The organism is Pseudomonas glycinis, from assembly GCF_054871425.1.
Map to the genome: position 1 here is coordinate 393,425 of NZ_JBTYHF010000004.1, position 14,883 is coordinate 408,307.

Consider the following 14,883-nt stretch of genomic DNA (forward strand, 5'->3'; position numbering starts at 1 on the left):
TCCCGAGCTTAATCTTCAGTGACTCCGGCGCTGAACCTCGCGCCTTTTTATCACTGGCGATTCCTTACAAGAACAGGAGCCCGCTCCATGGCTGAGATCCTTTCGCTGCACGACGCGGTGAAGCAATTCGTCAACGACGGCGACACCGTCGCCCTCGAAGGCTTCACTCACCTGATCCCTACGGCAGCGGGTCATGAAATCATTCGTCAAGGCAAGAAAGATCTGACGCTGGTGCGGATGACGCCTGACCTGATCTACGACCAACTGATCGGCGCCGGTTGCGCGCGCAAACTGATTTTCTCCTGGGGCGGCAACCCGGGTGTGGGCTCGCTGCACCGCCTGCGTGACGCGGTCGAGAAACAATGGCCGCACGCGCTGGAAATCGAAGAACACAGCCACGCCGACCTCGCCAACGCCTACGTTGCCGGCGCGTCCGGCCTGCCGTTCGCGGTGCTGCGTGCCTACGCCGGCTCCGACCTGCCGAAGGTCAATCCGCTGATCAAAACCGTGACCTGTCCGTTCACCGGCGAAGTGCTGGCGGCAGTGCCTTCGGTACGCCCGGACGTCACCGTGATCCACGCGCAAAAGGCCGACCGCAAAGGCAACGTGTTGCTCTGGGGCATTCTCGGTGTGCAGAAAGAAGCCGCGCTGGCGGCCAAGCGCTGCATCGTCACCGTGGAAGAAATCGTCGACGACCTCAATGCACCGATGAACGCTTGCGTACTGCCGACCTGGGCCTTGAGCGCGGTCTGCCACGTGCCGGGTGGCGCGCATCCGTCCTACGCCCACGGTTACACCGAGCGTGACAATCGGTTCTATCAGGCGTGGGACCCGATCGCTCGCGACCGTGAGACGTTTACCGCGTGGATCAACGAATACATCCATGGCTGCGCTGACTTCAGCGAATTCCAGGCCAAATTGGCCGCTGCTTCGGAGGCCAAGTAATGACTTACACCACCAATGAAATGATGACCGTCGCGGCGGCCCGGCGCCTGAAGAACGGCTCGGTATGTTTCGTCGGCATCGGCCTGCCATCGAAAGCCGCCAACCTCGCGCGGCTGACTTCATCGCCAGACGTAGTGCTGATCTACGAATCCGGCCCGATTGGCGCCAAGCCGAGCGTACTGCCTCTGTCGATCGGTGACGGTGAGCTGGCCGAGACCGCCGACACGGTGGTGCCGACCGGTGAGATTTTTCGCTACTGGCTGCAGGGCGGGCGCATCGACGTTGGTTTCCTCGGCGCCGCGCAGGTCGACCGTTTCGGCAACATCAACACCACCGTGGTCGGCGACTACCACGCGCCGAAAGTGCGTCTGCCGGGTGCCGGTGGCGCGCCGGAGATTGCCGGTTCGGCGAAAAGCGTGCTGATCATCCTTAAACAGTCGGCGCGTTCGTTTGTCGACAAGCTCGATTTCATCACCTCGGTCGGTCACGGCGAAGGTGGCGATTCGCGTAAACGTCTCGGCCTGCCGGGCGCCGGGCCGGTGGGCATCATCACCGACCTGTGCATCATGGAACCGGAGGAGGGTACCCACGAATTCGTGGTCACTGCGCTGCATCCGGGCATGACCCGCGAGCAAGTGGTCGCCGCCACCGGTTGGGCGATCCGTTTTGCCGACGCTGTTGAAACCACCGCTGAGCCGACCGAAGTCGAGCTGACGGCGCTGCGTGATCTGGAAGCGCGCACCGCTGCCGCCCATGGCCAGGCACCGGGAGAAGCATGATGCGTGACGTGTATATCTGCGACGCGATTCGCACCCCCATCGGACGCTTCGGCGGCGCACTGTCCGCCGTGCGCGCCGATGACCTGGCCGCCGTGCCGATCAAGGCCCTGATGGAGCGCAATCCATCGGTGGACTGGAACGCCGTCGATGAGGTGTTCCTCGGCTGCGCCAACCAGGCCGGCGAAGACAACCGCAACGTTGCGCGCATGGCGCTGCTGCTGGCGGGTCTGCCGGACAGCGTGCCCGGCGTTACGCTCAATCGCCTCTGCGCTTCGGGCATGGACGCGATCGGCACCGCATTCCGTGCGATCGCCAGCGGCGAGATGGAGCTGGCGATTGCCGGTGGCGTCGAATCGATGTCCCGCGCGCCATTCGTGATGGGCAAGGCCGACGCGGCGTTCTCGCGCAACATGAAACTGGAAGACACCACCATCGGCTGGCGTTTCATCAACCCGCTGATGAAGGCGCAGTACGGCGTCGATGCCATGCCGCAGACTGCTGACAACGTTGCCGACGACTACAGGGTTTCGCGCGCAGATCAGGACGCCTTTGCTCTGCGCAGTCAGCAACGTACCGCCGCCGCGCAGGCTGCCGGTTACTTCGCTGAAGAAATCGTCGAAGTGCGCATCGCCCACAAAAAGGGCGAAACCGTGGTCAGCCAGGACGAACATCCGCGCGCCGACACCACGATCGAAGCACTGGCCAAGCTGAAACCGGTCAACGGCGCGGACAAAACCGTTACTGCCGGCAATGCCTCCGGGGTCAACGATGGTGCTGCTGCGCTGATTCTGGCTTCGGCCGAAGCGGTGAAAAAACACGGCCTGACCGCCCGCGCAAAAGTGCTCGGCATGGCCAGCGCCGGCGTCGCACCACGGGTGATGGGCATCGGCCCGGTGCCGGCGGTGCGTAAACTGACCGAGCGCCTTGGCGTCGCGGTCAGCGATTTCGACGTGATCGAACTCAACGAAGCGTTTGCCAGCCAGGGCCTCGCGGTATTGCGCGAGTTGGGCCTGGCCGACGATGCGCCGCAGGTCAACCCGAATGGCGGCGCGATTGCCCTCGGTCATCCGTTGGGCATGAGCGGTGCGCGGCTGGTGCTGACCGCCCTGCATCATCTGGAAAAGACTGGCGGCAAGAAAGGTCTGGCGACCATGTGCGTCGGTGTTGGCCAGGGTCTGGCCCTGGCCATCGAACGTGTCTGACGCGCTGCGGCACTTACAAGAACTGAGGAAAGCGAAATGACTGACAAGCCTGGTTACCGTCGCCCACAGGCAGGCACTCAGCCTGACTACCTGCACCCGACGTATCAATCCACCAACCTGCGCTCGCCGTCCAAGCCGTTGGTGCACCTGCCGCACTCGCTATCGGAAATCACCGGGCCGACCATCGGCGCCGAACACGTTGCCGAAAAGGACAATGACCTGACCGCACAGCACGACGGCGAACCGTTGGGCGAGCGCATCATCATTCACGGCCGCGTGCTCGACGAAGACGGCCTGCCGGTGCCGGGGATTCTGGTGGAGATCTGGCAGGCCAATGCCGCCGGCCGCTACAACCATGCCCGCGACCTGCACGACGCGCCGCTGGACCCGAACTTCACCGGCACCGGCCGCACCGTCACCGATGCCGACGGCTGGTACCAGTTCCAGACCATCAAGCCCGGCGCCTATCCGTGGGGCAACCACCACAACGCCTGGCGCCCGGCGCACATCCACTTTTCCCTGTTCGGGCCGAGCATTCTTACGCGTCTGGTCACGCAAATGTATTTCCCCGGCGACCCGTTGCTGGCGTATGACCCGATCTACAACTGCGTGCCGGACACCTCGGCCAAGGAACGCCTGATCGCTGCTTTCGATCTGGAAAAAACCATTCCGTCCTACGCCCTCGGTTACCGCTGGGACATCGTGCTGCGCGGCCGTGAAGCCACGCCGATGGAGAAATAAGATGACGCTTTATGCGACCACGTCCCACACCGTCGGGCCGTATTACCACATCGGCCTGACCTGGCTGAACCGCGAAACCCTGGCCAACGAGCTGACCCTCGGCGAGCGCGTGGCGATCACCGGCCAAGTGGTGGACGGCAATGGCGATGTCGTCAACGACGCCATGCTCGAAGTCTGGCAGGCCAACGCCGCCGGCAAGTACGACCACCCGGAAGATCAGCAGGACAAACCGCTCGATCCGAATTTCGAAGGCTTTGGCCGGGTACCGGTGGACGCCGAGGGGCGCTTCCGTTTCACCACGATCAAACCCGGCACCGTGCCCGGCCTGAAAGGCTCGACCCAGGCGCCGCATCTGGTGGTGCTGGTGTTTGCTCGCGGTCTGGTCAAGCACTTGCTGACGCGGATTTATTTCGAGGGCGAACCGGCGAACGTTGCTGATCCGTTGCTGGAATGTGTGCCGGCGGAGCGTCGCCAGACGTTGCTGGCCAAGGCGGATGCGTCGGGTGTGTACCAGTGGAATGTAGTTCTGCAGGGCACCGATGCCGAGACGGTGTTCTTCGATTATTGAGAGAACACCCCAAATCCCGTGCAGGACAGAGTCCCTGTGGTGAGAGGATTTATCCCCGCTGGGCTGCGAAGCAGCCCCAAAAACCAGTCGGCGCGGTATTCAGATGAACCGCGTGTATCTGATTTGCGAGTGCCTCGCACTTTAGCGGGGATAAATCCCCTCGCCACAAAGGCTGATCCAGACTTGGGTGACGATCCGATGTGGAACGGGACTGTTGCAAAGTATGTCTAGACTGTGACTGTCCCTATCGAGTGAAAAAACAATGACAACCACCACCTCCCACTACACCGGCGAAGAGCGCAGCAAGCGCATCTTTGCCATCGTCGGCGCTTCGTCCGGCAACCTCGTCGAATGGTTCGACTTCTACGTCTACGCCTTCTGCGCGATCTATTTCGCCCCGGCGTTTTTCCCCTCCGATAACCCCACCGTGCAACTGGTCAACACCGCTGGCGTGTTCGCTGCCGGGTTCCTGATGCGGCCGATTGGTGGCTGGATTTTCGGCCGGGTCGCTGACAAGCACGGGCGCAAGAACTCGATGCTCATCTCGATTCTGATGATGTGCTTCGGCTCGCTGCTGATTGCCTGCCTGCCGACCTACAAGGACATCGGCGTCTGGGCGCCGGTGCTGTTGCTGTTCGCGCGTTTGCTGCAAGGTCTGTCGGTGGGCGGCGAATACGGCACCACCGCGACTTACATGAGCGAGGTTGCGCTCAAGGGCCAGCGCGGTTTCTTCGCCTCGTTCCAGTACGTGACGCTGATTGGCGGACAACTGCTGGCGGTGTCGCTGGTGGTGGTGCTGCAACAGTTCCTCACTGAAGAAGACCTGCGTGCCTACGGCTGGCGGATTCCGTTCGTGGTCGGTGCGGTGGCGGCGCTGATTTCGCTGTTCCTGCGTCGTTCGCTGAAGGAAACCACCAATAAGGAAACCCGTGCGCACAAAGACGCCGGTAGCATCACTGCACTGTTCCGCGATCATAAAGCGGCGTTCATCACCGTGCTCGGCTACACCGCTGGCGGCTCGCTGATTTTCTACACCTTCACCACCTACATGCAGAAATACCTGGTGAACACCGCCGGGATGCACGCCAAGACCGCCAGCTACATCATGACCGGCGCGCTGTTCCTGTATATGTGCATGCAGCCGTTGTTCGGCATGCTCGCCGACAAGATCGGCCGACGGAACTCGATGCTCTGGTTCGGCGCCCTCGGCACGCTGTTCACCGTGCCGATTCTGCTCAGCCTGAAAAGCATCACCAGCCCGTTCCTCGCCTTCGTACTGATCACCCTGGCGCTGGCGATTGTCAGTTTCTACACCTCGATCAGCGGTCTGGTAAAAGCCGAGATGTTCCCGCCGGAAGTCCGCGCCCTCGGTGTCGGCCTGGCTTACGCAGTGGCGAATGCAATCTTCGGTGGCTCGGCAGAATTCGTTGCCCTGAGTCTCAAAGCCGGCGGCATGGAAAACGCCTTCTACTGGTACGTCACGGCGATGATGGCGGTGGCCTTCCTGTTCAGCCTGCGTTTGCCCAAGCAGGCGAAGTATCTGCACCACGATCTGTAAACCCATGTGCGCGGGCTGCGAGGCCCGCGCCGGCAAGGACTGTTTATGACTCAGCGACCGGGCAATCAATTGTTCGATGCCTACTTCACCGCCCGCGATATGCGCGAAGTGTTCTGCGATCAGGGCCGGGTGCAGGCGATGCTTGATTTCGAAGCGGCGCTGGCCCGGGCCGAGGCGCGGGTCGGGCTGATTCCTTCATCGGCCGTGGCACCGATTGCCACAGCGTGCGACGCGGGCCTGTATGACTTCGCGGCGCTGGGCGAGGCGATTGCCACGGCCGGCAATTCGGCGATCCCACTGGTCAAGGCCTTGGGCAAGCAGATCGCCTCGAGCGATGCCGAAGCCGAGCGCTATGTGCATCTGGGCGCGACCAGTCAGGACGTGATGGATTCCGGGCTGGTCCTGCAATTGCGCCAGGCGCTGGCGCTGATCGAAGACCAACTGGCGCAACTGGCCGACTCGCTCGCAGCTCAGGCACAACGTTTCGCTACCACGCCACTGGCCGGGCGCACCTGGCTGCAACATGCCACGCCAGTGACCCTCGGTATGAAAATCGCCGGATGGCTGGGCGCCGTCACGCGCAGCCGTCAGCGTCTGCAACAACTGAAACCGCGTTTGCTGGTGCTGCAATTCGGTGGCGCCTCCGGCACGCTCGCGGCGCTGGGTGAACAGGCGTTGCCGATCGCCGAAGCATTGGCCGAAGAGCTGCAACTGACGCTGCCCGAGCAACCGTGGCATACCCAGCGTGATCGCATCGTCGAATTCGGCGCGGTGCTTGGCCTGATCGCCGGCAGCCTCGGCAAATTCGGCCGCGACATCAGCCTTTTGATGCAGACCGAAGCAGCGGAAGTATTCGAGCCTGCGGCACCGGGCAAGGGTGGTTCGTCGACCATGCCGCACAAACGCAATCCGGTCGGCGCGGCGGTGCTGATCGGCGCGGCCACGCGGGTGCCGGGGCTGGTGTCGACGCTGTTCAGCGCGATGCCGCAGGAACATGAACGCAGCCTTGGTTTGTGGCATGCCGAATGGGAAACCCTGCCGGAAATCTGCTGCCTGGTGTCCGGTTCGCTGCACCAGGCGCGCTTGCTGGCCGACGGTCTGGAAGTCGACGCGGCGCGCATGGCCCGCAACCTCGAATTGACCCAGGGCCTCGTGCTGGCCGAAGCGGTGAGCATCGTCCTCGCCCAACGCGTCGGCCGCGACACCGCGCATCATCTGCTCGAGCAATGCTGCAAACGCGCGGTGGCCGAGCAACGCCATCTGCGTGCGGTGCTGGCTGACGAGCCGCAGGTCACCGCCGAACTCAGTGGCGCTGAGCTCGATGATCTTCTGAACCCCGCGCATTACCTTGGCCAGGCGCAAGTCTGGGTCGAGCGCGCGGTGGCTGAACACAACGCTTTGACTGTCTGAAGGAGAGGGCTGTGGCTTTCGTTCAACTCGCCGATGGCGAACTGCACTATGAAATTGAGGGCCCGGCGGAGGCGCCGGTGCTGGTGCTGTCCAACTCGCTGGGCACCGACCTGCACATGTGGGACGCGCAAATGCCGGCGTTCACCGAGCATTTCCGCGTGCTGCGTTTCGACACGCGCGGCCATGGGCAATCGCTGGTCACCGAGGGGCCGTACAGCATCGAACAACTCGGTCGCGACGTGCTCGGTCTGCTCGATGCGCTGCATATCGAGCGCGCGCATTTCTGCGGGCTGTCGATGGGCGGGCTGATCGGTCAGTGGCTGGGGATCAACGCAGGCCATCGTCTGCACAAACTGATCGTGTGCAACACCGCAGCGAAAATCGGCGATCCGTCGGTGTGGAATCCGCGCATCGAAACCGTGTTGCGCGACGGCCCGGCGGCGATGGTCGCGCTGCGTGATGCCTCGATTGCGCGCTGGTTTACCCCGGACTTTTCCGCAGCGCATCCCGAGGCGGCGAAGAAGATTACCGACATGCTTGCCGCAACCAATCCACAAGGCTATGCGGCCAACTGCGCGGCCGTGCGCGATGCCGATTTCCGTGAACAACTGGCTTCGATCAACGTGCCGTTGCTGGTGATTGCCGGCAGCGAAGATGCGGTGACGCCGCCGTCCGGCGGGCACTTCATCCGCGACCACGTGCGCGGTGCCGAGTACGCCGAGTTCCATGCGGCGCATTTGTCCAACGTGCAGGCCGGTGCCGCTTTCAGCGACCGTGTGCTGGCGTTTCTGCAGGCTCAGTGAGGAAGAATTTGTGGACGAGAAACAACGTTACGACGAAGGCATGCAAGTACGCCGCGCGGTGCTGGGCGATGCCCACGTCGATCGCAGCCTGACCACGCTGACCGAGTTCAACTCGGAATTCCAGGAGATGATCACCCGCCACGCCTGGGGCGACATCTGGACCCGCCCGGGCCTGCCCCGCCATACCCGCAGCCTGATCACCATCGCCATGCTGATCGGCATGAACCGCGAGGGCGAACTGAAACTGCACCTGCGCGCAGCGGCCAACAACGGCGTCAGCCGTGGCGAGATCAAGGAAGTGATCATGCAGAGCGCGATCTACTGCGGAATTCCGGCGGCGAATGCGACGTTTCATCTGGCTGAATCGGTGTGGGATGAGCTAGGAGTCGAATCCCGGGATTGATGGCGCCCGAAATTACGCCTTCGCGAGCAAGCTCGCTCCCACATTGGAGTTGTGTCGATCACAAAACAAATGTGGGAGCGAGCTTGCTCGCGAAGACCATTTCATATTCGACAGAGATGTCGACTGAAGCTGCGCTTTCGCGAGCAGGCTCGCTCCCACAGTGGGGCATGTGTGGTTAGAGAAGGCTGATCGGGTAGCTGACGATCAGGCGATTTTCATCGAACTCGTTGTTGCTGAAGTCGCGGCGCATGGTCGAGTTGCGCCATCTGACGTTCAAATCCTTCAAAGTGCCGCTCTGCACCGTGTAACCGAGTTCCGATTCGCGACCCCATTCCTTGCCGTCGGTGATCGTCCCGGTGTGCACGTTGTCGCCGCTGATGTAGCGGTTCATCAGGGTCAGGCCGGGGATGCCCATGGCGGCGAAGTTGTAGTCGTGGCGCAACTGCCAGGAGCGTTCCTGAGCGTTGTCATAACTGGCGTTGTAGCTGTCGTTGGCCAAGGTGCCGCCGCTGGTGCCGTTGACGCGCATCCACGCGCTGTCGCCGGTCAGTTTCTGCAGGCCGAGGTAGAACGTGTTGCCGCCGTACTTGGCCGAAAACATGCCGTACCAGGTCTTGTTGTCCAGATCGCCGGCACGCGCGCTGCCATCTTCCTTGCCGTAGAAAAATCCGAGGTTGGCGCCCAGCGTCCAGTCGCCGAGCGGCTGACTGTGCAGCACGTTGAGGTACTGCTGGCTGTAGATGTCCTTGAGCTGCGCGTTCCACAGGCCGATCTGCGTGCGCTTGTCGTTGAACAGGTATTCGCCGCCCTGGAAGTTGAAACGATCAGAGGTGAACGCGGCTTTGCCGGTCATCGACATGTCGCTCATGCTGCTGTCGTCGCGCGGGCTGTTGGCGCGGAACTGGCCGCCATAGAGGGTCAGGCCGGCGATTTCCTTCGAGGTGATCTGGCCGCCACGGAAGGTCTGCGGCAGCGAACGACCGTCGTCCGAACGCAGGATCGGCAGCACGGGCATCCACTCACCGACCTTGACTTCGGTCTGCGAAAGCTTGGCCTTGAACGCGACGTTGGTGCGGCCGAAGTTATCCGCCGGGCGCCCGTCATGGTCCAGCGGCAACAACTGCGTACCACCCGTGCCTTTACCGCCATCGAGCTTGATCGAATACAGCCCGAGTACGTCCATGCCGAAACCGACGGTGCCTTGGGTGAAGCCGGATTTGGCGTCGAGGATGAAACTCTGCGTCCACTCTTCAGCCTTGCCTTGGGCCTTGGTCGGGTTGGTGAAGTTGCGGTTGATATAGAAGTTGCGCAGGTTGAGGTTGACCTTGGCGCCTTCAACGAAGCCGCCTTCTTCGGCGCTGGCTGGCAGTGCCAGACCGGCGATGGCCAGGGCGATCACAGCGGGCAATGCGTAGGGCACAGGGAAAACTGTCATGGACTTGGGTCTCTCTTGTTTTTTTAGGGCGAACGGCGGCGCTGTCGCGGCGGATGCGGCGCAGGCAACATGATGCAGATCTGAGATGCAGCGGTGGCGGTCAGCCGGGCGGGGCAGGGCGCTGGAGCATGGTGTCGAACCTTGTTGTTATTGGTTTTCTGGTTCGAATGGTGAAGGGCCTGTGTGTTCGGGTTCAATTGCTGAAAGCGGGTTTTGGGCGGTTATCGAACGCAAGATTCATGCGGATTTGTGGTGAGTGTGAGGTCCTCTTCGCGAGCAGGCTCGCTCCCACAACTGGAATGCGTTCCCCTGTGGGAGCGAGCCTGCTCGCGAAGAGGCCAGTTCGGCCGCGAAACCTTTGCGACAGGCAACAAAAAGCCCACCGAAATGGTGGGCTTGATGTAGTCAGCCGATGATCAGAACAGCTTCATCTTCGGCGCTTCTTCTTTCAGCGCTTCGTTCTGCGCGGTCTGCGCATTCCAGCCACCGCCCAAGGCCTTGTACAGGTTGACCGCACTGGTCAGCTGCGCGAGGCGGTCGGTGATCAGCGCTTGTTGTGCGCTGAACAACTGACGCTGGGCATCGAGGAAGGTCAGGTTGCTGTCGACGCCGATGCGGTAGCGACGTTCGGCCAGGCGGTAGTAATCCTGGTTGGCCTGAACGAAGTCACGCTGCGCTTGCAGCTGCTCGGTGTAGGTCTGGCGAGCGGCGAGGCCGTCGGCGACTTCCTGGAAGGCGGTCTGGATGGACTTCTCGTAGTTCGCCACGCCAATGTCCTTCTGGATCTTGGCGTAGTCGAGGCTGGCGCGCAGGCTGCCGGCGTTGAAGATCGGCAGGTTGATCTGCGGCTGGAACAGCCACGTCCCCGAACCGCCCTTGAACAGGCCGGACAGGTCCGGGCTCAGGCTGCCCGCGTTGGCGGTCAGGCTGATGCTCGGAAAGAACGCTGCACGCGCCGCACCGATGTTGGCGTTGGCCGCCTTCAGGTTGTACTCGGCCTGGAGGATGTCCGGACGACGTTGCAGCAGGTCCGAAGGCAGACCGGCCGGTACGTCGCTGAGCAGATCATCAGACAGCGGTTTGGCTGCTTGCAGATTGGCCGGAATACCGGTGCCGAGCAGCAGGGTCAGGCTGTTTTCGTCCTGTGCGACCTGGCGGGTATAACGCGCCAGTTGCGCCCGGGCGTTTTCCACCGAGGTACGCGACTGTGCCAGATCCAGCGCCGAAGCCACACCGACTTCGTTGCTGCGGCTGGTCAATTTGTAGCTTTCTTCGAAGGCACCGAGGGTGTCCTGCGTCAGCTTGAGCAGTTCCTTGTCCGCCTGCCAGGTCAGGTAGGCATTGGCGACGTTGGCGACCAGACTGATCTGTGTGCTGCGGCGTGCTTCTTCGGTAGCGAAGTACTGTTGCAGCGCTTGCTCGCTCAGGCTGCGCACCCGACCGAACAGGTCGAGTTCGTAGGCGCTGACGCCGACGGTGGCGGAATACGAACTGCTGATCATCGACTCGCCGGTCTGCGAGGCACGGGCAGGCAGACGCTGGCGGCTGCCGGCGGCATTGGCCGACACTGCCGGGAACAGGTCGGCGCGCTGGATGCGGTACTGCGCCGCGTAAGCGTCGATGTTCAGCGCCGCGACACGCAGGTCGCGGTTGTTTTCCAGGGCGACCTGGATAAGCTGTTGCAGGGCCGGGTCATGGAAAAACTGCTTCCAGCCCTGTTCGGCAGCGGCTTGCGCCGGAGCCTGGGCCGGCGAATATGCCGGCCCCTGCGGGTACTGGCCTGCGACCGGAGCCTCAGGCTGCTGATAGTCAGGTATCAGCGAGCAACCGCTCAGCACGAAGGCGGCGACTGCGATGGAGAGTAGCGACTTGCTCATTGGCCAGCCTCTTTAGGAGTTTCAGTAGTCTCATCCGCGTCGGTCTTTTTGCGCTGACCGATGGACGACACAGTAACGAAGAACAGTGGGACCCAGAAGATCGCCAGGATCGTGGCCGTGAGCATACCGCCAATCACGCCGGTACCGATCGCATGTTGACTGCCTGAACCGGCGCCGGTGGAAATCGCCAGCGGCACAACACCGAGGACGAAGGCCAGCGATGTCATGATGATCGGGCGCAGACGCATGCGGCAGGCTTCAATCGCCGCTTCACGCAGGCTGCGTCCCTGTTCATGCAGTTCCTTGGCGAATTCGACGATCAGAATGGCGTTTTTAGCCGCCAGACCGATGGTCGTCAACAAGCCCACCTGGAAGTACACGTCGTTGGACAGACCGCGCAGGCTGGTGGCCATCAGCGCACCGATGATCCCCAGCGGTACCACGAGCATGACCGCGATCGGAATCGACCAGCTTTCATACAGCGCCGCCAGACACAGGAACACCATCAGCAGCGACAGGGCGTACAGCGCTGGCGCTTGCGAGCCGGACAGACGTTCCTCGTAGGACAGACCGGTCCAGGAAATACCGACACCGGACGGCAGCTTCTTGGCAATCGCTTCGACTTCAGCCATCGCTTCACCGGTGGAATAGCCCGGTGCCGGAGCCCCGAGGACCTCGACCGCTTCCACACCGTTGTAGCGCGCCAGCTTCGGCGAACCGTAGACCCACTCGCCCTTGGCGAACGCCGAGAACGGAACCATGGTGCCTTCGGCGTTGCGCACGTACCACTTCTTCAGGTCTTCGGGGCTCATGCGCGAGTCCGGTTGGCCCTGCACGTAGACTTTCTTCACCCGACCACGGTCGATGAAGTCGTTGACGTAGCTACTGCCCAGCGCGATCGACAGGGTGTTGTTGATGTCGCTGATGGTGATGCCGAGGGCACTGGCCTTCTCGTCATCGATTTCCAGCTGGAACTGCGGCTCATCGTTCAGGCCGTTCGGACGCACCTGGGTCAGCACCTTGCTTTGCGCCGCCATGCCGAGGAACTGGTTGCGCGCTTCCATCAGTTTTTCGTGACCGATACCGGCGCGGTCCTGCAGGAACACGTCGAAACCGGTGGCGTTACCCAATTCCAGAACCGCTGGCGGGGCGAAGGCAAACACCATCGCGTCGCGGAAGCTGAAGAAGTGTTGCTGGGCACGCGCAGCGAGGTTGAACACGCTGTTGTCGGCGTTACGTTCGCCCCACGGCTTGAGCATGATGAACGCCATACCCGAGCTCTGGCCACGACCGGCGAAGTTGAAGCCGGTCACGGTAAACACCGAAGCCACCGCGTCCGCCTCACCGCCGTCCTTGTTCGGACGCAGCAGGTACTCACGCATTTCGTCCACGACCACTTGCGTACGCTGGGCACTGGAACCGGCCGGGGTCTGCACCTGGGCGAACAGAACGCCCTGGTCTTCTTCCGGGAGGAACGCGGTCGGAATGCGGGTGAACAGCCAGATCATGCCCACGACGATCAACAGGTACGCCAGCAGATACGGCGCCTTGCGGGTCAGCATGTTGCCGACGCCACGCTCGTAGCTGCGTACGCCACGGTCGAAGTTGCGGTTGAACCAGCCGAAGAAACCTTTCTTCGGGGTGCCGTGCTCGCCTTTCGGAATCGGCTTGAGCATGGTTGCGCAAAGCGCCGGGGTGAAGATCAGGGCAACCAGTACCGACAGGGCCATGGCCGACACGATGGTGATCGAGAACTGCTTGTAGATCACACCGGTGGAGCCGCTGAAGAACGCCATCGGCAGCAGTACCGCCGAGAGCACGAGGGCGATACCGACCAGTGCACCCTGGATCTGGCCCATGGATTTCTTTGTCGCTTCCTTCGGTGACAAGCCTTCTTCGCTCATCACCCGCTCGACGTTTTCCACCACGACGATGGCATCGTCCACCAGCAGACCGATGGCCAGCACCATGCCGAACATGGTCAGGGTGTTGATGCTGAAACCGGCGGCGGCGAGGATGCCGAATGTACCGAGCAGTACCACTGGCACGGTCATCGTGGTGATGACGGTGGCGCGGAAGTTCTGCAGGAACAGGAACATCACCAGGAACACCAGCGCGATCGCTTCGACCAGCGTGTGCACCACGCCTTTGATCGACTCGGTCACCACCGGGGTGGTGTCGTACGGGAACACCACTTCCATGCCTTGCGGGAAGAACGGCTTGAGGCTGTCGATGGTGTTGCGCAGCGCTTTGGCGGTATCGAGGGCGTTGGCGCCGTTGGCCAGTTTCACCGCCAGACCGGACGCCGGGCTGCCGTTGAACTGGGCGCTGATCGCGTAGTTCTCACCGCCGAGGCCGACTTCAGCCACGTCTTTGAGGCGAACCTGCGAACCGTCCTTGTTGACCTTGAGCAGGATTTCCTTGAACTGCTCGGCGGTCTGCAGACGGGTCTTGCCGATGATCGTCGCGTTCAGTTGCTGGCCCTGCACGGCAGGCAAGCCACCGAGCTGACCGGACGACACCTGGACGTTCTGCGCAGCAATGGCGTTCTTCACGTCGACCGGGGTCAGGTTGAAGTTGTTCAACTTGGCCGGGTCGAGCCAGATACGCATCGCGTACTGCGCACCGAAGACCTGGAAGTCACCGACACCGGCGGTCCGCGAGATCGGGTCCTGCATGTTCGACACGATGTAGTTGGACAGGTCGTCCTTGGTCATGCTGCCGTCGCGCGACACCACGCCGATCACCAGCAGGAAGTTCTTCACTGCCTTGGTCACGCGGATACCCTGTTGCTGCACTTCCTGCGGCAGCAGCGGGGTGGCCAGGTTCAGCTTGTTCTGGACCTGGACCTGCGCGGTGTCGGAGTTGGTGCCTTGCTCGAAGGTCGCGGTGATGGTCATGCTGCCGTCGGAGTTACTTTCCGACGACACATAACGCAGGTTGTCGATACCGTTGAGCTGTTGCTCGATGACCTGCACCACGGTGTCCTGCACGGTTTGTGCAGACGCGCCTGGGTAGGTCACCTGAATCGCAATGGCCGGTGGCGCAATGCTCGGGTATTGGTTGATCGGCAATTTCAGGATCGAAAGTGCCCCGACCAGCATGATCACCAGGGCGATTACCCAGGCGAAAATCGGACGGTCGATGAAGAATTTTGACATG

At 62.2% G+C, this 14,883-nt stretch carries 12 protein-coding genes; 9 read left to right on the forward strand and 3 right to left on the reverse strand.

Annotated features, from left to right (window positions below; all coding sequences use genetic code 11):
- The first annotated feature begins 87 nt into the window (after positions 1–87).
- The 9 genes from ACYSTU_RS12265 (at position 88) to pcaC (ending at position 8,409) form a co-directional block, all read left to right on the forward strand.
- The gene (locus ACYSTU_RS12265; protein WP_024011937.1) at positions 88–945 is read left to right on the forward strand and encodes a CoA transferase subunit A; all 858 of its coding nucleotides are present in this window, start codon (positions 88–90) and stop codon (positions 943–945) included.
- Entirely contained in the window at positions 945–1,724 is a 780-nt protein-coding gene (locus tag ACYSTU_RS12270; protein ID WP_498998781.1) for a CoA-transferase subunit beta, read from the forward strand. Before ACYSTU_RS12265 ends, ACYSTU_RS12270 begins: the two co-directional genes overlap by 1 nt.
- Positions 1,721–2,926: a 3-oxoadipyl-CoA thiolase gene (pcaF, locus tag ACYSTU_RS12275; RefSeq protein ID WP_264364639.1), complete on the forward strand. Its 1,206-nt coding sequence runs from the start codon at positions 1,721–1,723 to the stop codon at positions 2,924–2,926. Before ACYSTU_RS12270 ends, pcaF begins: the two co-directional genes overlap by 4 nt.
- A gap of 36 nt (positions 2,927–2,962) precedes the next feature.
- On the forward strand, positions 2,963–3,667 hold the full coding sequence (pcaH, locus tag ACYSTU_RS12280) for a protocatechuate 3,4-dioxygenase subunit beta (RefSeq protein ID WP_076566301.1): 705 nt from the start codon (positions 2,963–2,965) through the stop codon (positions 3,665–3,667).
- A gap of 1 nt (position 3,668) precedes the next feature.
- Entirely contained in the window at positions 3,669–4,235 is a 567-nt protein-coding gene (pcaG, locus tag ACYSTU_RS12285; RefSeq protein ID WP_076566302.1) for a protocatechuate 3,4-dioxygenase subunit alpha, read from the forward strand.
- A 262-nt stretch (positions 4,236–4,497) separates the two neighbouring features.
- The gene (locus ACYSTU_RS12290; protein WP_264364640.1) at positions 4,498–5,793 is read left to right on the forward strand and encodes an MFS family transporter; all 1,296 of its coding nucleotides are present in this window, start codon (positions 4,498–4,500) and stop codon (positions 5,791–5,793) included.
- Positions 5,794–5,838: 45 nt separating this feature from the next.
- Positions 5,839–7,203: a 3-carboxy-cis,cis-muconate cycloisomerase gene (locus ACYSTU_RS12295; RefSeq protein ID WP_498998787.1), complete on the forward strand. Its 1,365-nt coding sequence runs from the start codon at positions 5,839–5,841 to the stop codon at positions 7,201–7,203.
- Between the two features lie 11 nt (positions 7,204–7,214).
- Entirely contained in the window at positions 7,215–8,006 is a 792-nt protein-coding gene (gene pcaD / locus ACYSTU_RS12300; RefSeq protein WP_016771335.1) for a 3-oxoadipate enol-lactonase, read from the forward strand.
- 10 nt (positions 8,007–8,016) lie between these two features.
- Complete coding sequence (gene pcaC, locus ACYSTU_RS12305; RefSeq protein WP_024011942.1) at positions 8,017–8,409, forward strand: 4-carboxymuconolactone decarboxylase; 393 nt, start codon at positions 8,017–8,019, stop codon at positions 8,407–8,409.
- A gap of 175 nt (positions 8,410–8,584) precedes the next feature.
- Here pcaC and ACYSTU_RS12310 read toward each other — a convergent pair whose 3' ends face one another.
- The 3 genes from ACYSTU_RS12310 to emhB all read right to left on the reverse strand — a co-directional run bounded on the left by ACYSTU_RS12310 (position 8,585) and on the right by emhB (position 14,882).
- Entirely contained in the window at positions 8,585–9,844 is a 1,260-nt protein-coding gene (locus tag ACYSTU_RS12310) for an OprD family porin (protein WP_136492109.1), read from the reverse strand.
- A gap of 416 nt (positions 9,845–10,260) precedes the next feature.
- Positions 10,261–11,721, reverse strand: coding sequence for an efflux RND transporter outer membrane subunit EmhC (gene emhC / locus ACYSTU_RS12315; protein WP_024011945.1), 1,461 nt, complete (start codon positions 11,719–11,721; stop codon positions 10,261–10,263).
- A complete protein-coding gene (gene emhB, locus ACYSTU_RS12320; protein ID WP_024011946.1) occupies positions 11,718–14,882 on the reverse strand; it encodes an efflux RND transporter permease subunit EmhB in 3,165 nt (1,054 codons plus the stop codon). Before emhB ends, emhC begins: the two co-directional genes overlap by 4 nt.
- Position 14,883: the final 1 nt, after the last annotated feature.